Source organism: Sorangium sp. So ce128, from assembly GCF_051525245.1.
GTDB lineage: Bacteria > Myxococcota_A > Polyangia > Polyangiales > Polyangiaceae > Sorangium > Sorangium cellulosum_B.
Genome location: NZ_CP150313.1, coordinates 7,308,151 through 7,330,556 on the forward strand (window position 1 = coordinate 7,308,151; position 22,406 = coordinate 7,330,556).

The 22,406-nt window shown below is 73.5% G+C and carries 18 protein-coding genes; 4 read left to right on the plus strand and 14 right to left on the minus strand.

Annotated features, from left to right (window positions below; genetic code table 11):
• Positions 1–230: 230 nt before the first annotated feature.
• The 7 genes from ruvC to WME82_RS27775 form a co-directional block, all read right to left on the minus strand.
• Entirely contained in the window at positions 231–770 is a 540-nt protein-coding gene (gene ruvC, locus WME82_RS27745; RefSeq protein WP_437850040.1) for a crossover junction endodeoxyribonuclease RuvC, read from the minus strand.
• A 4-nt stretch (positions 771–774) separates the two neighbouring features.
• Positions 775–2,283 (minus strand): FAD-binding oxidoreductase, encoded by a 1,509-nt coding sequence (locus WME82_RS27750; RefSeq protein WP_438037741.1) that lies wholly within the window; start codon positions 2,281–2,283, stop codon positions 775–777.
• A 157-nt stretch (positions 2,284–2,440) separates the two neighbouring features.
• Positions 2,441–4,627: a hypothetical protein gene (locus tag WME82_RS27755; RefSeq protein ID WP_438037742.1), complete on the minus strand. Its 2,187-nt coding sequence runs from the start codon at positions 4,625–4,627 to the stop codon at positions 2,441–2,443.
• A gap of 41 nt (positions 4,628–4,668) precedes the next feature.
• A complete protein-coding gene (locus tag WME82_RS27760) occupies positions 4,669–4,860 on the minus strand; it encodes a hypothetical protein (protein WP_438037743.1) in 192 nt (63 codons plus the stop codon).
• A gap of 240 nt (positions 4,861–5,100) precedes the next feature.
• Entirely contained in the window at positions 5,101–6,594 is a 1,494-nt protein-coding gene (locus WME82_RS27765; protein WP_438037744.1) for a PQQ-dependent sugar dehydrogenase, read from the minus strand.
• Between the two features lie 912 nt (positions 6,595–7,506).
• A complete protein-coding gene (locus tag WME82_RS27770; RefSeq protein ID WP_438037745.1) occupies positions 7,507–8,661 on the minus strand; it encodes a hypothetical protein in 1,155 nt (384 codons plus the stop codon).
• Positions 8,662–8,690: 29 nt separating this feature from the next.
• Positions 8,691–10,241 carry a protein kinase domain-containing protein gene (locus WME82_RS27775; protein WP_438037746.1) on the minus strand — a complete coding sequence of 517 codons (1,551 nt, stop codon included), beginning with the start codon at positions 10,239–10,241 and terminating at the stop codon, positions 8,691–8,693.
• Between the two features lie 219 nt (positions 10,242–10,460).
• Here WME82_RS27775 and pdxH point away from each other — a divergent pair, with 219 nt between their 5' ends.
• Both pdxH and WME82_RS27785 read left to right on the plus strand, forming a co-directional pair.
• Positions 10,461–11,048 carry a pyridoxamine 5'-phosphate oxidase gene (gene pdxH / locus WME82_RS27780; RefSeq protein ID WP_438037747.1) on the plus strand — a complete coding sequence of 196 codons (588 nt, stop codon included), beginning with the start codon at positions 10,461–10,463 and terminating at the stop codon, positions 11,046–11,048.
• Between the two features lie 64 nt (positions 11,049–11,112).
• On the plus strand, positions 11,113–11,526 hold the full coding sequence (locus WME82_RS27785) for a secondary thiamine-phosphate synthase enzyme YjbQ (protein ID WP_437292975.1): 414 nt from the start codon (positions 11,113–11,115) through the stop codon (positions 11,524–11,526).
• Positions 11,527–11,582: 56 nt separating this feature from the next.
• Here WME82_RS27785 and WME82_RS27790 read toward each other — a convergent pair whose 3' ends face one another.
• Positions 11,583–12,041, minus strand: coding sequence for a globin domain-containing protein (locus tag WME82_RS27790; RefSeq protein ID WP_438037748.1), 459 nt, complete (start codon positions 12,039–12,041; stop codon positions 11,583–11,585).
• A gap of 325 nt (positions 12,042–12,366) precedes the next feature.
• On the opposite strand from WME82_RS27790, the gene WME82_RS27795 reads away from it, so the two are divergent.
• On the plus strand, positions 12,367–13,944 hold the full coding sequence (locus WME82_RS27795; RefSeq protein WP_438037749.1) for a sigma 54-interacting transcriptional regulator: 1,578 nt from the start codon (positions 12,367–12,369) through the stop codon (positions 13,942–13,944).
• Between the two features lie 64 nt (positions 13,945–14,008).
• Here the strand turns inward: WME82_RS27795 and thpR are convergent, their stop codons facing one another.
• Entirely contained in the window at positions 14,009–14,596 is a 588-nt protein-coding gene (gene thpR, locus WME82_RS27800; RefSeq protein WP_437739504.1) for an RNA 2',3'-cyclic phosphodiesterase, read from the minus strand.
• A 27-nt stretch (positions 14,597–14,623) separates the two neighbouring features.
• Positions 14,624–16,561, minus strand: coding sequence for a M2 family metallopeptidase (locus WME82_RS27805; RefSeq protein WP_438044942.1), 1,938 nt, complete (start codon positions 16,559–16,561; stop codon positions 14,624–14,626).
• A 532-nt stretch (positions 16,562–17,093) separates the two neighbouring features.
• Here WME82_RS27805 and WME82_RS27810 point away from each other — a divergent pair.
• On the plus strand, positions 17,094–18,134 hold the full coding sequence (locus WME82_RS27810) for a phosphatase domain-containing protein (protein ID WP_438037750.1): 1,041 nt from the start codon (positions 17,094–17,096) through the stop codon (positions 18,132–18,134).
• A 66-nt stretch (positions 18,135–18,200) separates the two neighbouring features.
• Here WME82_RS27810 and WME82_RS27815 read toward each other — a convergent pair whose 3' ends face one another.
• The 4 genes from WME82_RS27815 to WME82_RS27830 form a co-directional block, all read right to left on the minus strand.
• Entirely contained in the window at positions 18,201–19,043 is an 843-nt protein-coding gene (locus tag WME82_RS27815; RefSeq protein ID WP_438037751.1) for a glutathione S-transferase family protein, read from the minus strand.
• A gap of 42 nt (positions 19,044–19,085) precedes the next feature.
• Complete coding sequence (locus WME82_RS27820; protein WP_438037752.1) at positions 19,086–20,555, minus strand: alpha-amylase family glycosyl hydrolase; 1,470 nt, start codon at positions 20,553–20,555, stop codon at positions 19,086–19,088.
• Positions 20,556–20,750: 195 nt separating this feature from the next.
• Positions 20,751–21,662, minus strand: coding sequence for an MYXO-CTERM sorting domain-containing protein (locus WME82_RS27825; RefSeq protein WP_438037753.1), 912 nt, complete (start codon positions 21,660–21,662; stop codon positions 20,751–20,753).
• A 139-nt stretch (positions 21,663–21,801) separates the two neighbouring features.
• Positions 21,802–22,404 carry a hypothetical protein gene (locus tag WME82_RS27830; RefSeq protein ID WP_437739509.1) on the minus strand — a complete coding sequence of 201 codons (603 nt, stop codon included), beginning with the start codon at positions 22,402–22,404 and terminating at the stop codon, positions 21,802–21,804.
• Positions 22,405–22,406: the final 2 nt, after the last annotated feature.

Genomic DNA, 22,406 nt, shown 5'->3' on the forward strand with positions numbered 1-22,406 from the left:
GGGCGCCGGCGATGCACCGCCGGTTCCGTGCCCTGGCAGCCGCACCCTCGCTGAAGCCGGGGCGCGCCGCACGTTTCATGTTGGACGCGGCGCGGGAGCGTCCGATGCAGGCTCCATAGCACACGGGATGTGCGCCCGGACCGCCCCCGCCCGCCCCCCTGTCACGCAGTCCAACGAGGCGCCGCGCCTTTCGTCCCCATGCGCAACCAGGGAGCCGCGTCGGCCCACGTTCACCCGAGGCGCGCCCGTCGCGGCCGGGCGCGGCGCGGGACGGGCGCGCCCGACGCCGCCAGCGCCGCCGCGAAGCCCGCGGCGCTGAGGTGGGTCATCGCGATGGCCAGCGCGTCGGCAGCGTCCGGCCGCGGGGGCGCGGCGAGGCGCAGGACCGCGGTCATCACCTGCGCGACCTGCGCCTTCTCGGCCGCGCCCCGGCCGACGATGGTCCGCTTCACCAGCGCCGGCGGATACTCCGAGATCGGCACGCCCGCGCGCGCCAGCCGCAGCAGCACGACCCCACGCGCGTGGCCGAGCTTCGCCGCGCTCTGCGCGTCCTTGGCGAAGAACAGGCTCTCCACCGCGGCCGCGTCCGGCGCGAGCGACGCGATCACCTTGCCGAGCTCGTCGTCGATCTCCACGAGCCGGGCGGCGAACGTCCCGCTCGTGTCGATGTCGATGACGCCGTGCGCGACGTGCTCGATGCGCGTGCCGTGCCGCACGAGCAGGCCCCAGCCGAGGTGGCGCGAGCCGGGATCGATGCCGAGGACCCGCATCGGCTCAGCAGGCCCCGTGCGAGGGCGCCACGACGTGGGTCGGGAAGCCCGGCGCGCGCTCGGCCCCCCCGTCGCGCTCGCCCCGCTCGGCCGCCTCGAGCGTCCGCCGCGGGAAGATCTTGTGCGGGTTGAGCAGGCCCTTCGGGTCGAACAGCGCCTTGATCTTGCGCTCGATCGCGATGAGCTCCGGCGACTGCTCGAGCGCGAGGAAGTCCGCCTTCGACGTCCCGATGCCGTGCTCGCCGCTCAGCGTGCCGCGCATGCCGATCACCGCGCGGAACAGGCGCGACAGCGCCGTCTCCACCTGGGGGACGAGCTCCGGGTCGTTCCAGAGCAGGTTGACGTGGAGGTTGCCGTCCCCGGCGTGGCCGTACGTCAGCATGCGGACGCCCGTCGCCGCCGAGATCTCCGCGACCTCGTCGAGCAGCGCCGGGATCTTGTCGCGCGGGACCACGACGTCCTCCGAGATCTTGTAGCGCGCCATGGCGCGCGTCGTGGGCGAGAGCTGGCGGCGCGCCTCCCAGAGCCGCTCGCGCTGCGCCTCGTCCTGCGCGACGAGCACGTCGAGCGCCCCGGCATCCATGCAGACCTCCCCCACCCGCTCGGCCTGGACCTCGCAGTCGGCGGGCTCGCCGTCGACCTCGATGATCAGCATCGCGCCCGCGCGCTCGTCGACCCCGACGCCGCGCGCGCGCACCGCGTCGAGCGTGGGGCGATCGAGCAGCTCGAGGCAACGCGGGACGACGCCGGCGGCGACCAGGGCGCTCACCGCGCGCCCGCTGGCGCGCACGTCCGGGAACAGGCAGAGCAGCGTCATGACCGACGGGGGCTTCGCGATGAGCCGGAGCGTCGCCTCCGTCGTGATCGCCAGCGTGCCCTCGCTGCCGACGAGCAGCGCCGTGACGTCGTACCCCGTCACGCCCTTCACGGTGCGCCGGCCGGTGCGGAGGCGCGTGCCGTCGATGAGGATCGCGTCGAGCCCGAGCACGTACTCGCGCGTGACGCCGTACTTGAAGGCGCGCGGGCCGGCCGCGTTCTCGGCGATGTTGCCGCCGAGCGCGCACATCTTGAGCGAGTTCGGATCGGGCGGGTAGAAGAGCCCCTCGGCCTCGACGGCCGCGTGCAGGTCGGCGAGGATGACGCCCGGCTCGACGACCGCGATCTGCTCCTCGCGGCTGATCTCCTTGATGGAGTTCATGCCGATCGTGGCGATGACGATCCCGCCCCCGACCGGCACCGCGCCGCCCGACTTGCCGCTGCCAGCGGCGCGCGGCACGACCGGCACCTCCGCCTCGCTCGCCGCCCGCACCGCCTTCTCGATGTCGGCGGCCGAGGATGCGAGCACGACCGCGTCCGGGCTCACCGGCGGCTGATCCGACTCGTCGCCCGCGTAGGCCGCGCACCCGTCGGCCGACGTGATGACCTTCGAGGGGCCGAGCGCGCGCTCGAGGAGCCGGCGCGCCTTGTCGATGGCCGACGCCGACGGGCGGGGGAACGTGGGGTGCTGTCGCATCTCCCCCATTTACCGCGGATCGCGCGGCGATGCTGGGGGATCCGCGCGGGCGGGCTCAGGGCTGGCCGCCGCCGGGATCGGGTACACGCAGACACGCGCGCTCCGCGCGGCGCGCCCGCGGTCTGCCTGCCCGCGGGCGAGCGGACGCGCCGCGCGATCAGAGCAGATCGAGGAAGGCGAGGAGCGCCTCGATCGCGCCGGCGTCCAGCGCGACGAGGCCCTCGCCCGCGGGCGCGCCGTCGTGGAAGAAGGCGCTCGGCGCAGCGGCAGCAGCAGCGGCAGCGGCCGTGCTGCGGTGATCGCCGGCGGCGCGGCCGCCCGTGTCCTCGAAGCGCGCCCGCTCGAGCACATCGCGCAGCGTCTTCGCGGAGCCGTTCGTGAAGTAGGGCCGCTTCTTGTAGAGCCGCCGGAGCGACGGCACCCGCGCGCCGTCCTCGTGCACGTACGGCACGACGCCAGTCTTCTCGTAGCCGGCCCTCCCCCACACGATCGGGCCCTCGGGCGCGAACACGAGCGCCTCCCAGCGCTCGAACGGGGCCGCGGAGCCGGGGTCGTCGCTGCGGAGCACCGGCGCGTGGCAGCGAGCGCAGCGGTCCCGGAACACCCGGGCGCCGTCGCGCTCGAGCGGGGTGAAGCTCGTCCGGCCGAGGATGGCGGGGTTCGCGCGGTGCGAGAACGCCATGAGGAAGCTCATGAGCGCGCGGCGGAGCGCCTCGGGCGGCCGCGCCGCGCGCCCGGCGTCGGCGAGCCCGAGATCGGCGAGCCACGGCGCGGCCTCGCTCGAGAGGGAGAACCATGGGTCGTGGCCGCTGAGCGCGCCGGCGACGCGGAACTCGTTGTCCGCCACCGCGGTGAGATCCGGATCGAGGGCGCGGGAGAAGTGGGGGCGGTTGTTGAACAGACCGAGCAGCGGCTTGGTCGTGGCGCGCACGTCGCCTCGACCCGTGTGGTGCGTGCGGCCGTCGACGTAGCCCTCGAAGTGGCACGTCTCGCACGTGAACCGGCTGAGCGGGCCCTCGGCCTTGTTCCACGGGGCCATCAGCGAGGTGAAGAAGAGCGCCTCGCCGAGGCGGATCTCGTCGGAGCGGGCGTCCTCGCCGCCGTCCCGGACCGGCTGCTTCACGACCGCGCCGTCGCCCACGTCGAGCAGCCACGCGTCGAGCAATGGGTTCGCATAGGCGAAGGCGCCGCCGCCGAGCGCGGCCATGGCGGCCACGCCGGGGGAAAGCTGGCGGGTGGAGACCTCCGGCGCGCTCGAGAGGCCGGCGTCCGTGGCGCGGAAGAGGAGCTCGGCCCGGCGATCGCCGCCATAACCCGTCGCGATCACGCGCACGCCGCTCGATCCGGGGATCGCCGAGAGCGCGACGGCCTTTGGGGTGAGGACGCCGAGCTCCGAGATGTTCACGGCCGAGAGCCGCGTCACCTCGGGCCGGGCGCCGGCGGCGACGCGGTAGAGGAAGACGAACGAGTCGATGTATCCGAACGAGCCGCCGGTCCGGTCGAGCGGATGATCTTCGACCCCGCCGGCCGCGAGCAGGAGCCCGCCCCCGGCGCCGCCCGTCTCGACCGCGTCGAAGCTCCAGATCGGGCCGTCGTGGCGGACGCGCGCCGCGCCGCCCGGGAGCGGGCGGCCATCGGCGCCGACCGGGAGCACGACGAGCGTCTGGTCGAGAAGGCAATCGACGATCAGGTGATGCGCGAGGCGCACGACGCGGAACGGGCCAGCGCCGATCGGCTCGTCCCAGCGCTCGACCTCGATGCGTCCGTCCGCGCCGGTGTGGCCAGGGCGCAGCGTGACGAGCGTGCCGGCGCGCTCGTCGAGCGCGTAAAGGAGGCCCTCGGGGCCGGCCGCGACGTCCCGGACGCCGTGGAGGCCCGCGAGCTCGATGCGCCCCGCGGGCTCGAGCGAGGCGCCGCGGACGGCATAGCGGAAGAGCGAGGGCGACGCCTCGCCGCTCGCGAAGACCTCGCCGGTGGGCGTGACCGCGACCCCTGTCGGCGAGGCCGGCGCGGGGGCGCGGGAGAGCTCGCGAAGCGACGCGTCGAGCAGGACGAGCGCGTCGCGGCCGCGGAGCGGAGAGAGCAGCGCGGGCGCGCCCGGCGCGGCGGGGCGGCCCAGCGGATCCACGGGGCGGAGCGCGATCGGGTCGGCCCCGAACAGCCGGTCGGAGCTGGATGCGCGGGAGAAATCGGCCTCCGCTCGGCGCGCCGCCTCGAAGCGCCGCAGCGGCTCGAGCGGGTCCGGATCGGGGGCACCGCCGTGGACCGGGGGCGCAGGGCGGCCGTCGCACGCCACGGCGGCCAGGCCGAGCGAGAGCGCGAGCGCGAGGCGGACCGCGGCCATGCGCCTGCGCCGGGGGGCAGCGGGCCGAGCCGCCGCGCCGATCACCAGCCGCCAGTGCTCGCCGGCTTCGCGGTCTCGGCCGGCGCCGCCTTCGCCGGCTCGGCCTTGGGCGCGGGCTTCGCCGCCTCGGTCGTGGCCGCGGGCTTCGCCTCCGGCGTCGCCTGGGGCTTGCCCTCGCAGCCGAAGAGACACAGGGCGCCGAGCGCAACAAGCACTGTCAAGACATTCTTCATGGGACTCCTCCTGAACGAGCGGGGCAAGCGAAGCACATCCGCTGGGCGCTCGGAAGGGGGGCGCGCCGTCCGCTGCCATCGGAGGCGGCGCGACGGCGGCTGCGCGGGGCTGGCTGCGTCGGAGGAGCCGGAGGCGGAGCGGGCGCGCGTGGCCGCCCGCGTCCAGGAGCGTGCGGGAGCTCGCGCGCTGGATCCAGGGCCGGGCGCGAGATTCCGGCGCCCGCGCCCTGGGCGGCCTGGTCAGGTCCCGGGAACGATCTTCACCAGGCTGTTGCGGTTCGCGACGAAGTATTGCTCGCCGTCGTTGTCCTCGACGATCGCGGTGAGCGCGTTGAAGGTCGGCAGGCTGCCCTGACGCGTGAACGCCGGAGCGTTCGGAGCGTTCGGATCGGGGTTCTTGTTGATGATCGTGATGGGCGACGTCTGCGCCCCGCACTGCATGAGCGCGCCCATTTTCCCGCCGGTGTAGTCGCCGAACAGGTAGACGCCCCGGAGCTGCGGCACCTGGCTGCCCCGGTACACGAACCCGCTGACGACCGACTTGTAGTCGCGGTACGGCCCTGTCGCGCTCTGCCGCCGATCCATGTCGGCGATGGGCGGGGTGTGCGTATCGCCCGCGCGCATGGTGCGCCCCTGGCAGGTATCCGCGTGGGTGCCTTCCCACTTCGGCCAGCCGAAGTTCAGCCCCGAGGTGCCGGCAGGAACGTAGTCGACCTCCTCGTAGCCATCCTGGCCGACATCGCCGATGAAGAGGTCGCCCGTCCCACGATCGAAGGTGAAGGTATACGGGTTGCGCAGACCATAGTGCCAGGTCCGCGAGGCCGCGCCGTCCAAGGGATTGCCGGCCGCGGCGTACGGCTCGGCAGCATTCGGATCGAGGCGCAGGATCTTGCCGAACAGCGAGGCCGGGTCCTGCGACCCGCCAGGCTTGTCGCTGTTGCAGGACCCGCCCCCGTCGCCCGTGCCGACGTAGAGCATGCCGTCGGGCCCGAACACGATATGGCCGCCGTTGTGATTCACCGCGGACGCGTCGAGCCGCACGATCGTCTTCGCCGAGTTCGCATCCGCCACGTACTGATCGCTCGACCGCTTGTACTCGACCACCATGTCACGGTTCATGTTCGTGCCCGTGGTCGCCGTCATCATGATGTAGAACTTGCCGCTCGTCGCGTAGTCGGGCGGGAACGCCATGCTGATGAGCCCGCGCTCGTCGTCGAAGGGCCCGGAGCTGAGCGTGATCTGATTGCTCACGTCGAGGAAGGCCCCGGGGCGCAGCTGGCCGCCGGAGAACACGCGGATCTGCCCGGTCTGCAGCACGAGATACCAGTCGCTCGACCCCTTCGGCTGAGCGGCGTAAACCAGCCTCTCCACGCCGGTGACGACGGGAGCGAGCGCCAGCTTCCCGACGTCGGGCGCCGCGCTGGCATCGCACTCCACCGGGTCGCCGCCGCCGGCGCCGGAGCCGCCCTGTCCCGCGGTGGTCCCGGACGACGACGTGGTGCTGCTGCCACCGCCGGTGCCGGAGCCGGAACCAGAGCCGGAACCAGAGCCGGAGCCAGCGCCCGCGCCGGAGCTGGAGGCAGAGCCAGCGCCGGCCCCCGTCCCCGTCTGCGCCCCGGAGGAGCCCTGGTTCCCCCCGCTCGTCGCGGTGTCGCCAGAGCTGGTCGCCCCGTCGTCGCTGCACGCACCGGCGCCCAGCGCGAGACACGCGCCGCCACCCAGCGCGAAGGTCATCCACAAAGCCAAGGTTGAACGCTGTTTCGTCATGAGACGCATTCTATACATGACAAGCGCCGTGGCGCACTCATGAACTACCGCCGGGCGAAAGAACAGGACATCGGAGCCCGGGGTAAGCAGGTGACGGATCATGCCTGCAGAACGTCAACACGCGCTCGTCTGGCCGGCCGACGGCGCACGTTTGCTCGATGCGAGCTCGGAGACGCCGGCGGCGCTCCTCTCCCCAGGGCCTGTGGGATCAAGGGCATTCGACAGGCTCGTTCGCCCGGTCGCCACCGCAATCGAGCCATGGGAGAACAGCGCCCCTCGACCGGTGTCGAGCAGCATTGCCCATGATTTGATCAGCCGTTCAGATGAAATGCGCCTGGCGCACGCCGACGTGGGCCATCGATGCGCTGCTCACTCGTCGAGGTGGATATTTGAAGCAGAGCGGTACGTGCGAGTCCCCGAGGTCCGCTCGGGGCCGGGGCTATATTCCCGTCCAGGACCCTTCTGATCATCGCCTGCGACGGATCATCGCTCGCCACGCCCTCGCCGCCGGAGCTCGCTGGCCGGCGCGCAGCGTCACCAGCAGGCCAGCCGCGCCGCGCCATGGCGCGACGGCGCCTGGCTCACCGCGCCGGACGAGCCCGGCGGAGAGACGTGCTGTGTTTCACCCGTGCACCGCAATCGACGCCGGCCGACTCGGCATCATCGGTCAGCTCGCCGCACGGCGCCATGTCGGAGAGGGGATCCGTGTCAATCGAGGCGCCACGCTGAACGCCGGTATCTCCGGGCGCCCTCGCTCACGCCGGCTCTCCTCTGTCCTCGGTGCCAGTCGGCTCACCCGGCTCGACGCCGCACGTCGTACGGCGTCCCGCGAGCTCCCCCGCTGCGACGACGCCCCCTCCTGCTCCTGTGGCGCTCCGCTCAGAGAGTGCCCGCGATCCACACGCTCCCTGGGCCCAGGCCGACGCGCGCGCTCCAGGGGGCGTCGGCCGTCGGCCCGCGGCCGCGCGCTGACGCCGCGGCGTCAGGCGCAGACGGCGCGGTGATCCAGAGGATCGCCCCGCCCACGGCGAGGGCCGCACCCGCGATGAAGACCGCCGTCCCGATGTTGCCCTTCGCCACCGCGTCGTCGCGCAGATCGAGGCCCGTCTGATCGACGCAGCGGCCCGCCTCGTCGCAATGGCCGCCCTCGGTGGCCTTGTCGAACGTCGATTTCGCCATGAAGCCGAGCGCCGTGCCGACGCCGAGCCCGACCACGCCGAGCCCGACCCCCACCATGCCGAGCGGCTTGCGGATGCTCCCGCCCTGCGCCGAGGGCGGGTCGCTCGCCGGCGGACGGACCGGGGGCGGCGCGATCGCCGGCGTCGGCGCGCCGCTCGCTCCCGGGGCGGAGGCCGGCTCCCTGGCGCGCTCGAGCGCCGGCACCGTGACGCTCACCACGCCCGGCTTGTCGATCGCGACCTTTACCTCCCAGGGCTCGTACCCAGGCGCGGCGGCGGCGATCCGATGCTCGCCCGGGTCGAGCGGCACCGCCGTCCCCCAGAGCGCCCTGCCCACAGCGACCCCATCCCGCGTGAGGCCCAGCCCCGCGATCGACGCCGCCGGCGGGACCACGATCTGGAGGCGGGAGAGCCGCGGCTCCAGCGCGGCGGCCCGGGCGCGCGCCACCCGCTCGCGCTCCGTCTGCCCGGCCGAGAGCGAGGCGGCCGCGACGTCGCGAAAGCCGATCCACGCCGTCGCGATCTTGCCGGTGCGCTCGTAGCAGTCGGAGAGGTTGAAGAGGGTGCCGATGCCGGGGTCGATCACATGGCTCTCGGCGAACTTCGGACAGGCCTCGGCGTGCTTCCCAGCGGCCATCAGCGCGCGGCCCTCGTCGAACAGCGCGACCGCAGCGGCGCGCTCCTCCCGGGTCGGCTCGGCGGCGCCCGCGGCCGGCGCGAGCGAGGCGAGCGCAGCGAGCGCCGACAGGAGCGCTACCGCTCGACGGCGACCGGCCCCGGCCAGCGGCGCGCGGGAGACCGCAGCAGGGCAGCCGGACTCCGGACAGGGGCTCGAGAGACGACGATGGCAAAGCAAGACGGCACCTCTCCTGGGCTCACGGGATGTCATCGCGGATCGGAAAAGAGGTCTTGCGGCGCGGTCGATGTGGGGCGGGCCGGCGGCGGGGTCCGCCCCGACGGCCGCGCGCCCTTCGACGACGCCGGCGGCCGCGGCGCCGCAGACCCGCTCGCGGTCGGCCGCGCGGTCGCGACCTCGGACACGGGCGCTTCAGGCGGCGGCGCAGGGCCGCCGTCGAGGAGCTCGGCCGCCTTGCCCGCAGCCGGATCGGCCGCGGGCACCGCCGCGTCGCGCGACGGTGCCTCCGGCGCAAGCGGCGCCACCGAGGGCGCCGACGCGGCGAGCGGCGCCCCACCCGACGCGGGGACGCGGAGCGCGAACCACACGAGCCACGCGAGCCCCGCGGCGCCCACGAGCGCCGCCGCGAGGGCCGCCGCGATCCCGAGGGTGCGCGCCCCGCCGCCCTGGCCCGACGAGGCGCGCGTGCCGCCCCAGGAGCGATCCGTCGCCGCGCCGTCCGAGAGGAGCGCCGTGGGCGCCCCAGACCACGCGGAGCCGGCCGCCACGCCCTTCCCATCCGGGTCGCTGGGCGACGGCGTCCCGCCGGCGGGCCCAGGCGACGTGGAGTTCGAGCGGCGGGGCGGCCCGGGCGCGCGGCCCGCCTCGGCGCTCGCGTCGAGGCGGATCTGCAGCACGCGCGCTGCGCGATCGGCCAGGTGCTGCGCGTGCGGCGGCGCGAACCGAGCGAGCTCGGCGGCGAGCTCGGCGATGTTGCCGAAGCGATCGGCAGGGCTCTTCTGGAGGCAGCGCTGGACCACCCAGCCGAGGCGCTCGGGCACGTCGGACCGCTGCGCGTCGAGCCGCGGCGGTCCCTCCAGGATGCGGTCGTAGATGGCCATCGCCGAGTCGCCCCGGAAGGGGACGGCGCCCGTGAGCAGCTGATAGAGCATGGCGCCCATCGACCAGACGTCGGCCCGCGCGTCGACGCTCTTCGAGGAGACCATCTGCTCGGGCGCCATGTAGAACGGCGAGCCCAGCATCGTCGAGCTCTCGGTCATGTCGTGCGCCTTGGGCCCGGCCGCCTCCGCCGCGAGGGCCATCTTGGAGATGCCGAAGTCGATGACCTTGATGAGCGGGCTGCCGTCGGCCCGCTGGGTCAGGAACAGGTTGCCCGGCTTCAGGTCCCGATGGATGATGCCGAGCGCGTGCGCCTCCGCGAGCGCGTCGCACGCCTGGAGCAGGTAGTCGCAGGCGAGCGCGACCGGGAGCGGCCCGCGATCGCGCAGGACGGCCTTGAGGTCGGTCCCCTCGAGGTACTCCATGACGAGGTAAGGCTCGCCGCGCGCGAGCGTGCCGACGTCGTACACGCGCGTCACGTGCTCGCTCCGGATGCGCGCCGCGACCTGCCCCTCGCGCAGGAAGCGGGCGACGAGGTCCGCGCGCTCGCGGGCCTGGGGCTGCAGGAACTTGATGGCCACCCGCTCGCCCAGCAGGAGATGGCGGGCGGCGACGACCACGCCCATCCCGCCTTCACCGAGGACGCGCTCGACCTCGTATTTCTCCGCGAGGACGTCCCCCACGCTCACCGGTACGACCATGCACGCCCTCGCTCCGCCCCTCCGCTAGTATCAAAACAGCGCGTGCGCGACAACGCGAGCTTTCCCGGAAATCAGCGAGGGGCGAGGGAAGCCGCCGCGCCGCCATAGCCACCCAGCCACCCGAGATCGCGCGCGTTGCTCGCGTGCATCGCGGGTTCGCCAGCGGCGCGCTCTGCTTGTATATGCATGACGCAATTTCACCATGAGCACCGTTTCACCATGATCACCGAGCCGACCGATCCGTTCGTCCTCGCGCGCGAGCTCCTCGAGCAGCGGCAAACCACCGAACCGACCGACGCGACCGCCATGACGCTGGCCACGGCGGACGCGTCCGGGCGCCCCTCGGCGCGGATGGTGCTGCTGAAGGGCATCGACGATCGCGGGTTCGTGTTCTTCACCAACTACGAGAGCCGCAAGTCGATGGATCTCGCGGCGAACCCGTTCGCCGCGCTGTGCATCCACTGGGCGAAGGCCGCGGAGCAGATCCGCGTCGAGGGGCGGATCGAGCGGGTCAGCGACGCGGAGTCGGACGCCTACTTCGAGACCCGCGGGCGGGGCAGCCAGATCGGCGCGTGGGCGTCCCGGCAGAGCGCGCCGCTGCCCTCGCGCGAGGCGCTCCTCGATCGGGTGCGCGAGATCGAGCGCCGCTTCGAGGGCCGGCCGGTGCCTCGGCCGGAGTTCTGGGGCGGCTACCGGGTGGTGCCGGAGCGCGTCGAGTTCTGGTACGGCCAGGAGAACCGCCTGCACGACCGCGTGGTGTACGTCCGCCACGGCGAAGGCTGGCGCGTCGAGCGGCTCTACCCCTGAGCGCGACGCGATCGTCGATCACGCGCGCTCCGTCACGCTCCGTGACCCGCGCCGAGGAGAAGCCATGAAATCGAAGACCGATTATTTCTACTTCGAGACGAAGGCCAGGCGCGAGCTCATCAACGTCACCGAGCGCGTCGCGGCCGTGGTCACCGCCAGCGGCATCCGGGAGGGCATGGTCCTCGTGAGCGCCATGCACATCACCGCCGGCGTGTTCGTGAACGACCACGAGCCGGGCCTCTGGGAGGACATCTGGGCGTGGCTCCAGCAGCTCGCCCCCGAGGGGCCCGACTACAAGCACCACAGGACCGGCGAGGACAACGGCGACGCTCACCTCAAATCGATCCTCGTGCACCACCAGGTGATCGTGCCCATCACCGCGGGGAAGCTCGATCTCGGGCCCTGGCAGCAGATCTTCTACGCGGAGTTCGATGGCGGCCGGCGCAAGCGCGTCGTCGTGAAGGCGATGGGAGAGTGACGCCGCCGGCCGACGCGCGGGCTCCGCGGGCGACAGGGTCGAGGGGGCTCGTCTCCCTAGCCGCCCGCGTGCGCCGCGGGTGGCGGCGCGTGGGGCCTCGCGGCGCCGTACTCCCTCGCACCGCGCTGCATGAGCGAGGCGATCGCGCCGAGCGCGTCGGTCCAGGCCGCCTGGTGCGCCGGGGACCAGTCCGCGGCCGCGACCTCGGCCATCGCGGAGATCAACGCGTCGGCGACCCAGGGGTACATCGCGTCCGTGACGCCGTAGTCGACGTGCTTTGCCCCCATCGCCATGAGCTTCTCCTCGAGCCACGACGCGTCCTCCAGCCGGTCGATGACCGCGGCGAGCGCCTCCGTGAGCATCTTCTCTTGCTGCTCCTGGCTATTGCGCCCGAAGAGCGGCTTCACCTGCGGATACCGAGAGAACAGGATCCCGTAGAAACGGTGCGTGAGGTTGGGCGCCCTCTCGATCACGAGCTCGAAGCTCTCCCGCAGCAAGCCAACATTCAATCCCATGAAAACCTCCCGGCCGGGCGCTGTGCCCGTGATAGCCGTCGTCGGCGGTCGATTCGCCCGTCGGCGCGCGCTGGTCGAAAGCGTTCGCACGGGCCGTGCCAGGGGCGTTTCTCCGGGGATCGCGTCGATCCTCGCCGGGTCGGCGCGCCCGGCGACCGGCGGCGGTTTCCCACGGGAAACCTGGCCGCCTTCCGAGGGCGGCCGCTCCGGGGGCGCCCACCCGCGCGCCGCCCCGACGCGCGCCTTGCTCCGCTGCACCCCACGGTGTTTCCTGCCAGTGTCTCCGACAGGAAACCTCCGTCGCCTCCGTTTCTCGAGGAACCGCGTGACCCTGCTCGACGCCGTGCTCAGCCTGTCCGAAGCGCCCGCCCGCGACGAGGCGCTGCAGCGGATCCTGCGCGCGCTCGCGCGGGTGACGGCGGCGGACGCGCTCTCGGTGCTCACGGCGGCGGAGGACGGCTCGGTCGGCGTCGCCGCGCAGATCGGGCTGTCGCCGGCCGCCCTGGGGATGAGCTTCCGGCCAGCGGAGCACCCGCGGCTCCGCAGGGCGACGCAGGCGGCCGGGCCGATCCGGTTCCTCGATCCGAGCGAGCCCGACCCCTACAGCGGCTGGCTGCTCGGTAACCCCGGAGAGATCCATCCGATCCACGCCTGCATGGCCGTGCCGCTGCACGTGCAGGGCCGCCTCGCCGGGCTGCTGACGCTGGACGCCTGCGATCCCCACGGCCTCCGCGGCCTGCGCGACGAGGACGCGCGCGTGTTCGCGGGGCTCTGCGCCGGCGCGCTGCGGCTCGACGCCGGCGCCGGGCCGCTCGACGCCGGGCCGATCGCGCGGCGCGCCTCCGGGCCGGCGTCGAGCGGCCCGGCGCCGGCGAGCCGCTCGGCCGGGATGCAGCGGATCGAGCGCGAGATCGCGGTGCTCGCCCCGCTGTCGGTGCCGGTGCTCGTCACGGGCGAGACGGGCGTGGGGAAAGAGCTCGTCGCCCGCGCGCTGCACGAGCGATCGCCCCGGGCGAGCCGGGCGCTCGTGATCGTCAACTGCGCGGCGATCCCCGCGCAGCTGGTCGAATCGGAGCTCTTCGGCCACAGGAGAGGCGCGTTCACCGGCGCCACGGCCGCGCGCGCTGGCAGGTTCGAGGCGGCGCACGGCGGGACGATCTTCCTCGACGAGATCGGCGAGCTCCCGCTGTCGGCGCAGGCGCAGCTCCTGCGCGCGCTGCAGGAGGGGGAGATCCAGCCCGTGGGCGAGGACCGGGCGCGCCGCGTCGACGCGCGGGTCGTCGCGGCCACGAACCGCGATCTCCGGCGGGAGGTCGCCGAGGGGCGCTTTCGCGCCGATCTGTTCCATCGGCTCTGGGTCTACCCGATCTGCGTGCCGCCCCTGCGCGAGCGGCGCGAGGACATCCCCACCCTCTGCGAGCGCTTCGCCGCCGCGCTCGCGGCCGAGCTCGGCGCGGGGCGGGTGGACTTCACCGAGCCGGCGCTGGGCGCGCTCGCGCAGGGAGCGTGGCCGGGCAACGTCCGCGAGCTGAAGAACGCCGTGGAGCGCGCCGTGCTTCGCCGGACGATCGCGGAGGGCAAGAGCGCGGCCGGCGGGGCGCTCGTCGTGCGGCGCGAGGATCTCGACGCGATCGACGGCGGCGCGCAGGAGCGCTCGCTCGCCCCGCGGATCGGGCTCCCCGGGGAGCGGCTGCAGCTCGCGGACGCGCCGCTGGGGCAGCCCGTGGAGCTCCTGGCAGAGGCGCTCGAGAGGGCCCGCCGCGACGCGTTCGGCCGAGCGTTCCGGGCAGCAGGCGGCAACGCGGCGACGGCCGGACGGCTGCTCGGGCTGAGCCGATCGTTCGCCTACAAGGAGGCGGTGCGCCTCGGGCTCATCCCTCCGGCCGGGCCGCGCAAGCGCTGAGGAGCCCGAGCGAGACGCCGTCCTTTCGAAGGACGGAGCGCAGCGCCTCCACGGAGGACGACGCTCAGCGCGCCGGCTCGGGGGTGCCGATCCCTTCGAGCGGCACGCGCGCGAGCGCCGTGTAGCGCGCCCCCTTCGGGGTCAGCTCGCTCTGGTAGACGATGATCTCCTCGATCCGCGTCTCGCCGAAGTCGACGTTGCCGACCGCCTGAGCGCAGGCGTCGAGCGCCGGATCGCCGCGCGGATCGCGCGAGCGGGCAAGGGTGAGGTGCGGCTCGAACGGCCGGTCCTCGGGGACGTAGCCCGTCGACATCGAGAGCGTCTGCTCCAGGTCGCGGTGGATCGCGGTGAGGGCGCCGACAGCGCCGCCCACGCCGAGCCAGAGCACGCGCGGGCGACGCCGCGTTCCGAACGCACCGCCCTTCTCGATGCGCAACGTGAGCGGCCTGTGGAACGCGGCGACGCTCCCGGCAGCAGCGATGACGAGCGGCAGGCGCTCCTCTCCGATCTCGCCCATGAAGGCGAGCGTGAGATGCAGCCCAGCAGGCTCCACCCACTTGGCGGACGGAGCCCGCGGCGAGATCTCCCGCAGGAGATCTCCGACCTTGGCGAGGAGCTCGGCTCCCGGATCAACGGCGACGAAGACGCGCACAGCTCACCTACGCTCACCCACGCTCAATTACCACCCACAGACTTCACGCTTGTTCTGCTCCTTGAGCCACCTCCGGAGCGGCTCGAAGTACTCCAGCATGGCGCCCGGATCGGCCGCGGTCTCCCCCGTCACCGCCTGCATCGCCTCCTGCCACGGGCGGCTCGCGCCGAGCGACAGCATGGCGCGCAGCTTCTCGCCCGCGGCCGCGCTGCCGTGGATCGAGCACGCGTGGAGCGGCCCCGTGTGCCCGGCCGCCTTGCACAGCGCGCGGTGGAACTGGAACTGGTAGACGTGCGCGAGGAAGTAACGCATGTACGGGACGCCCGCCGCGACGTGGAACTTCGCCCCCGGGTCGAAATCGGCCTCGCTGCGCTGCACCGGCGGCGCGACGCCCTGGTACTTCAGCCGCAGCGCCCACCACGCCGCGTTGTAGTCGGCCGGCTTCGTCCTGCCCGAGAAGACATCCCACCGCCACTGGTCGATGAGCTTGCCGAACGGGAGGAACGCGATCTTGTCGAGCGCCTTCTTGAAGAGGAAGTTGATGACCCCCTTCTCGTCCTCGGACACCCTGTCGAGCAGCCCCAGCGACCTCAGGTAGCTCGGCGTCACGGAGAGGGCCAGCGTGTCCCCGATCCCCTCGTGGAAGCCTTCGTTGGCGCCCGACTGGAACAGGATCGGGAGCTTGTAGTACTGGTGGTAGTAATAGATGTGCCCGAGCTCATGGTGGATCGTGATGAGATCCTCCTCGCTCGGCTCGATGCACATCTTGAGGCGGAGATCGTCCCGGTCGCCCACGTCCCAGGCGTTCGCGTGGCAGACGACCTCGCGGTCGGCCGGCTTCTTGAGCAGCGATCGCTCCCAGAAGGTCGCCGGCAGCGGGTCGAACCCGAGCGAGGTGAAGAACCGCTCGCCGAGCGAGACCATCTGCTTCCCGTCGAGCTTCTTCGCCTTGATCTTCCGCGTCACGTCGAGCGAGGGCTGGCCCTTGTACGGCTCCATGAGCCCGTAGACGTTCGACCACTCCTGCGCCCACATGTTGCCGAGGAGGTGCGCCGGGATCGGGGACTTCTCGCCGATCCTGTCCTTGCCATGGATCGCGCGCAGCCTCGCGCGCACATAGCAATGCAGCTCGTCGTAGAGCGGCTTCAGCTTGCCCCAGAGCCGCTCGGTCTCGGCCTCGAACGCATCGGGGGACATGTCGTATCCGGCTCGCCAGAGCGCGCCGACGTCCGGGAGGCCGAGCTCCGCCGCCCCCTTGTTGCCGAGGGCGACGTAACGCTCGAACTTCGGCCGGAGCGGCGGGGCGATCGCGTGCCAGCCCGCCCATGCATCGAGCAGCTCGTCCCAGTCGCGGCTGGTCTTCAGGAGGCTGGAGAGCTCGTCGAGCGCGAGGCACTTCGGCTCGGCCCCGGCGCCCGCGCGCGCAGCGCCCCGGGCTGCGGTCGTCGCCCGCCCTGGCCTGGCCTTCGGGCAGTGCTTGCCCTTGCCGTACAGGCTCGTCATCTCGACCGAGAGCGCGGCGAGCTCGGCGCGCTCCGCCGGGTCGCTCGGCGCCGGAAGGGAGGTCGAGAGCTTGAGGAGCGCCAGCTGGCGGGCGACGTCCGCGGGCAACGCGAGCCCGTCGAAGCGCGCCGCCGCCTTCATCGTGCGGTTCAGGTACTCCATGCTCGCCTCCTCCGCGGAGGCGGCGAGCGCGTCGGTATCGTCCGTGAGGTAGGTCTGGTTGACCCAGGACGCGCGCGCGGACTGGATCCGCAGCCTGCGCAGCTCCCGGTCGACGGCGGCCACGAAGGCCTGCGCCTCGGCCGGGCCGGGCGGCGCCGCCTGCGGGGGGGCGGCCTCCGGCCGGGCCGCCGCGGGCGCCGGGGTCGCGGGCGCCTCTTCACCCTGGCGCGGCGGCGCTGGCGCCGCCGTCGGCGGAGCGGCGCCGCTGCACGCCGCGCCCAGCCCGAGCGCGACGAGCATCAGCGGACGCGCGATGGCCGTCCGGGCGAGGGCAAAGCGGACCACGGGCCCTTCATACACGCCGGACCGTGCCGAGGGAACCAGGAGCGACGTGCGATCGTCGGGGCGCGGCCCCGCCGCGCCGCCCCTCCGGATTCACCCGCACCCCCCGCGAGTCACCCGCACCGTCCGCGATTCACCCGTACCGTCCGCGATTCGCACGGGTCGGCGCGACCTGGACGAACCGCCCCGCAGTGACGGCTGCCATGCGGCGGTGAACTGCCGTTACAATGCTCACCCACCATGAGGAATGCCCTTGCGCCCAGGCCCACGCTCTCGGCGGTCCTCGGCCTCGCCGCCGCCCGCCCGGCGCCCCGCTCGCCCGCAGGACGGACGAGCGGCCGCCGCCCGACGGCCCGGAGCAGCCGCTCCGGGTTGCCTCGCAGAGCGAGGCGGCGAAGCGCTGCGACGAGCTGCGACCTCGAGGCGAGGTGCAGACGGATGCCCCACCCCGAGGCGCGAGCCACGACCACCTGCGCACCGAGCGACGGCCATGAGTGAGCTCGAAAATTTCTCGTTCGTGATCCCCGGCGAGCTCGCCGGCATGGCCTATCCCCACGCGCCCCAGGCGGTCGAGGAGCTCGCGGAGCTCGGCTTCCGCAGCCTGGTGTCGCTCTCGCGTCGGGCGCCACCGCCTGCGGCGGTGGGCCCGCTCATCCACCTGCATTGCCCGCTCGCCGACTTCACGCGCATCCCGAGCGTGGACCTCCTCCGCGCCGTGGCGTTCCTCGGCCGGGCGCCGCGGCCGATCGCCGTTCACGGGGAGGGCGGCGTCGGGCGCACCGGGGTCGTGCTGGCGTGCCGCCTCGTGTCGCTGGGCAGGTCGGCGGCCGAGGCCATCGCCGAGGTGCGGCGCGTGCGGCCAGGCTCCATCGACGACCCCGAGCTCGAGGCGTCGGTCGCGGAGTTCGAGCTGTTCTACCGGAGCGCGCACGAGCAGGCGACGCCGGCCCCCTTCAACTTCGCGCCCGCGTCGCCGCTCGACCGGATCGTCCACGGCGCGGAGCGGCCCGGCTTCGGGATGGCGAACTGGTCGGCTTCCGGGATCCGCTCGTCGGTGGTCGCGCCGCCGAGCTCGGCAGCTCACGCGGATCCGAGCGACGCGCCCGTCGAGGCGTGGCTCGCCTTCATGGCGCGGCACGGGATGCGCGAGGTGCTCTGCCTGCTCGACGAGGGAGAGCTGGCGCTCCACCGGATCCCGCTCCTCGGCCGCTACCAGCGCGAGTTCCTCCGGGTGACGCACGTGCCGCTCGACGGAGGCGCGCTCCCCTCGCCCGACGCGCTGGAGCGCGCGCTCGACGCGCTGAGGCGCGCCGAGTCCAGCGGCGCGCCTGCCGTCGTGCACTGCGCGTCCGGCGCGGGCCGCGCGGGCGTCGTGCTGGCGGCGTGGCTGCGCGCCCGGCACGGCCTCGCCCCCGAGGCGGCGATGGGCGCGGTCCGGGATCACGCGCGGCACTTCGGCGCGCACCGCGACCCGCTGAAGGCAGGGCCTGCGGCGCGGGATCTCATCGCGGGCGTGCCGGCGCTCGCGTGAGCGCGCCGCTCGCGTGAGCGCGCGGGCCGGCGCCGGCGCTGGCCCGCGGCCGGGCGGCGTCGAGCGTCACCCGACGGCGCTTCGCCCGGGCCTCGCGCGCCGGTGCTCGCGGTACATGCGCAGGGCGAACGCGCCGGCCGGCTCGCCGCGGAGCCCTTCGGCGAGCGCGCGGAGCTCGGACGGCAGCTCGGAGGGCGGCGGCAGCGGCGACGGGTGGTGCTCGGGCGCGAGCAGCGGCGCGGCGAGCGCGGCGAAGGTGAGATCGGCGGCCGAGAAGCGGTCTCCGACGAGGTACGGGCGCCCATCGCGGAGGCGCTCGTTCACCGCGTCGAAGACCGCGCGGAGCTTGCCTCGCGAGCGCTCGGCGGAGGCGGCGTCGATGCGCATGACGCGCTTCATGACCGCCCGCGCGACCGGGTAGTAAGCGCGGAAGGTGCCGCGCCCGAACCACCAGGGCGGCGCCGCGCCAGCGCCCTCGAGGGAGCGGAACGACCCGCCCATCAGGGCGAACGCGCCCTCCGCGTCGGGCAGGAGGTGAAAGTACGCGACGCGGCGGGTCGCGGGGCCGAGGTCGACATCGAAGCGCTGCTCGAGCGCCTCGACCTCGGCGCGGCCTGCGTCGGGCTCGCGGGAACCTTCGAAGAAGAGCGCGCGCTCCGGCGGCACGAGCGTGTCGGCGTAGCGCAGGATGTCGGTCGAGTCGCCGAGCACGCCCGCCGGCGAGACGAGCACCGGGACGGAGCGGCGCCCGCCGGCCCTCAGCGACGGGAGCGCGTGGGCGAGCGGGAGGTAGGCGTCCTCCCGGTACCGCGCGCCGGCACGATCGAGCGCCCACCGCGCCTTCTCGCAGAAGTGGCTCCAGGGAATGGTGATGAGGCGGAGGGGCGCGCCCGCGCCAGGATCAGCCATGAGGATCTCCAAGGTCCCTGGACGACCCGGGCGCGACGCGCATCAGCGCCGGATCTCGAAGAGGTGGATGCCGTACGCGGGGAGCTCGACGCCGAGGCCGCGCGACAGATCGACGAGCTCGTCGCCGTCGCGCGGGTGCTCGTTGCCGGTCATGAGGTCGGCGAGCAGGACCTTGCGGCCGGCGATGCCGGCGATGTCGAGCGGGATGCGGCACCCGCTGCGCGACGGGGCGAAGTTGATCACCGCCACGAGGGGCGCCGCGCTCCGGGGCGCGCCGCAGGCCGGGAGCGGCTCCCACCGGTAAGCGACGAACGCGTCGGCGCCCGGCCCGCGCGCGGTGAGCGTGGCGAAGCTCCCGGTGCGCAGGATGGGCCGGCGCACGGCCGCGAGCAGCCGCTCGTGGAAGGCGAGGCAGGCCTGATCGACCGGCTCCTCGGGGGCGCGGGCGAGGTGCAGCGAGGCGCGCACCGTCCGCCCCTCGAGCTGGCCGTGGTGGATGAACCGCATCCCGGGCACCGTCGCCGCGATGAACTCGGCGGCCCGGCGCCGATCCGGGGGGAGCACGGCGGCGATGCGCGGCTCGTCGTGGTGCTCGATGAAGCGGACGCTCCGCCGCTGGTAGTCGGGCGTCGCCGCGAGGTGGCCGCGGACCGACGACGCGGAGGCGTGGCTCAGCCGATCGTAAAGGCTCTTGTCGAAGGTGTAGTCGAACCCGAGCATCTGCAGGCGCCACTCGAGGTCCCAGAAGGCCTCGGCGATGAAGACGAAGCTCGGGTGGTCGCGGCGGACGGCGTCGATGGCCTCGGCCCAGAACTCGCCGGTGGCCTCGGCCTTTCGCTCCGCCGGCGGGCGCTTGGACCACGTGCGCCGGAAGACGTCGTCGAGCACCAGCATCGCCATGTCGCAGCGGACACCGTCGCAGCGCGACGCGACGCTGCGGAGCGCCTCGACGGACGCGGCGCGCGTCGCCGCGAGGCGGTAGTCGAGCTGGGCCGTGTCGGGCCACGGCGGGATGTAGGGATCGCGCCCGCTGAGCGGGGCGCCGTCGTCGCCGGCGATGAAGAGCTCGGGCTTCTCCTTCACCCAGTGGTGATCGCGCGCGACGTGGTTGGGCACGAAGTCGAGGATGACCCCGATGCCCCGCGCCGCGAGGCGCCGGCGCAGATCCGCGAGGCCGGCGTCGCCGCCGAACGCGGGGTTCACCTCGTAGCGCGCGACCGCGAACGGGGAGCCAGCCACGTCGGCCTCGGTCCAGTCCGGCAGCACGCGGTCGTACTCGGCGCGCAGGTCGGGATCGGTGAGCGAGCGGCGCGGGCCCTCCTCGCCGAGCGTCCAGAGGCCCATCAGATGCACGTAGTCGACCCCGAGCGCGGCGAGCCGGTCGAGCGCCGCGTCGGGCACGCTGGCGAGCGTCACCCTGGCCTTGGCGGCGCGCGAGAGCTCATGGAGCCAGACACGCACGAAGATCGCGTACAGCAGGGGGTGCTGGTGGGCAGGGACTAGGGAGCTCATCGATTGGATTGGGGACGGCGGGCCCGCGAGGGAGTCGCGGACAGCGGGCGTCGGCGGGGGATTGTCTGCGGGCTCGGGTGGTCCCTGCAAGGGCGATCACGATGTGCTGCAGGCGCGGCGGGCCGAGGCCGCGCGCGCAACGTCCAGCACAGAGGCCGTCTCGCTCGATCCCGGGCGCTCGCGGCGCGGGCGCCGTCAGGCGCGGCGCGCGCGGCGCCTTCGCGCGAGCGCGGCGGCCGCGCCGAGGGCGACGAGCGGCAGGGCGAGGGGCGTCGCGGCCTCGTCGGGCGAGAGCCGGCAGCCGCAGCCGCCCTGCTTGGGCTCCACGGGCGGCGGCGCCTCGGCCGGCGGCGCGTCGTCGACGGGCGCCTCCGCCTCGGCGGCGTCCTCCGCGGGCGCGCCCTCGGAGGCCTCTTCCTTGGCGGGCTCGTCGCTCTTCTCGGCCTCGGCCTTGTCCGCCTTCTCGTCCTTCTTTTTCTTCTCGCCGCTGAAGACGATCGCGCGGCGATCGATGACGGGGTTGTCGCCCTGCAGGGTGATCTTCTGCTTCGGCCCCATCTGCACGCCGTCGCTCACGCGCTTGATCACGAGCTCGTACTCGCCGGCCTCGAAGCCTCGATCGCGCCGGAGGACGAAGTCGAACTTGGTGATCGCAAAGACCTTGCCGCTGCTGTCGGAGAAGCCGACGTCCATGCTCTCGTTGATCGACTGCTGGTTCTGGAGCGGGATGCGGACGAGGATCGGGGTCTCGGGCGACTTGTCGGTGAGCGCTCGCTCGTAGTGCACGGTCGGCGTGAACGAGAACAGCATCGGGATGTGCCCGAGGTGCGGCATCCCTCCGTAGTTCATCGTCATCTTCAGCTTCCATCGGCCGCTGTCTTCCTTGGGCGAGCGGTCGACGATGGTGACGGTGCCCGCCGCGTGCGCGGCGCTCGCGGGCAGCCACGCCCCGATCAGCGCGAGCGCGGCGGCGACGACGCGCGCAAGGAAGAGGCGGCGCGCCGCGCCGGGCTGGGTCGCTCCGGGGCGGGCGTGAGGACGCTCGGCGCGCGGACGCTGCGCGCCGAGCTGAGACAGGGGATCGGTTCGAGGTCGGGCGGTTCGCATGCGCGGCACGCTACCAGGGATTTCGTGGCAACGAGACGCGGACGAGAGGGCGGGCGGCGCGGACTAGAAGAGGGCTGGCAGCGTGGACGAGAAGATCACCGCCAGCGTGAACGAGACGATGACCGCCAGCGCGCGGGGCTCAGTCCGGGAACCAGAGCAGCGCGTCGGAGGTGGGCTTGTAACAGGCCTGGCGGCCCGCCTCCTCGTTGTCGGTGCAGCTCGCGTTGTCGAGGCAGTCGATGATCTCGTAGCGGCCGGCGGCGTTGTAGATGGTGGTGAACATCGCGCGCTGGGCCCCCTCGAGCTTGCTGAACGCGCTCTTGCACGCGGGGACGGGCACCCTCTCGCAGCGGGCCATGCGCGCGCAGCGGGACTCGATGACCGGCGCCGCCGTGGGCTCGTCCGGGTTCAGCTTGACGGCCACCTCGTCGTTGCACTCCAGGATGATCTGGCTCCGGTCCGGCGAGCTTTCGGTGGCGGCCTCCATGCGGCGGGAGAAGCAGCTCGTCATCGCGCGGAGGTACGTGGGCGACGAGGTCGGGTAGGCGGCCTTGCACGCGTTGAGGTGCTCCCAGGATGCACCGGCGCGCTGGAGCTTGGCGAGCGCGGAGCACCACTCGGCCTGGGCCGCGATGACACCGTCGCGATCGGGGAAGCTGGTGGGCCGCTCAGAGCATGCGTTCAGCGCGAGCATCGACGCGGCCACCGCGATCGGCAGGGCCAAGGATCGAAGGGCGGGCATTG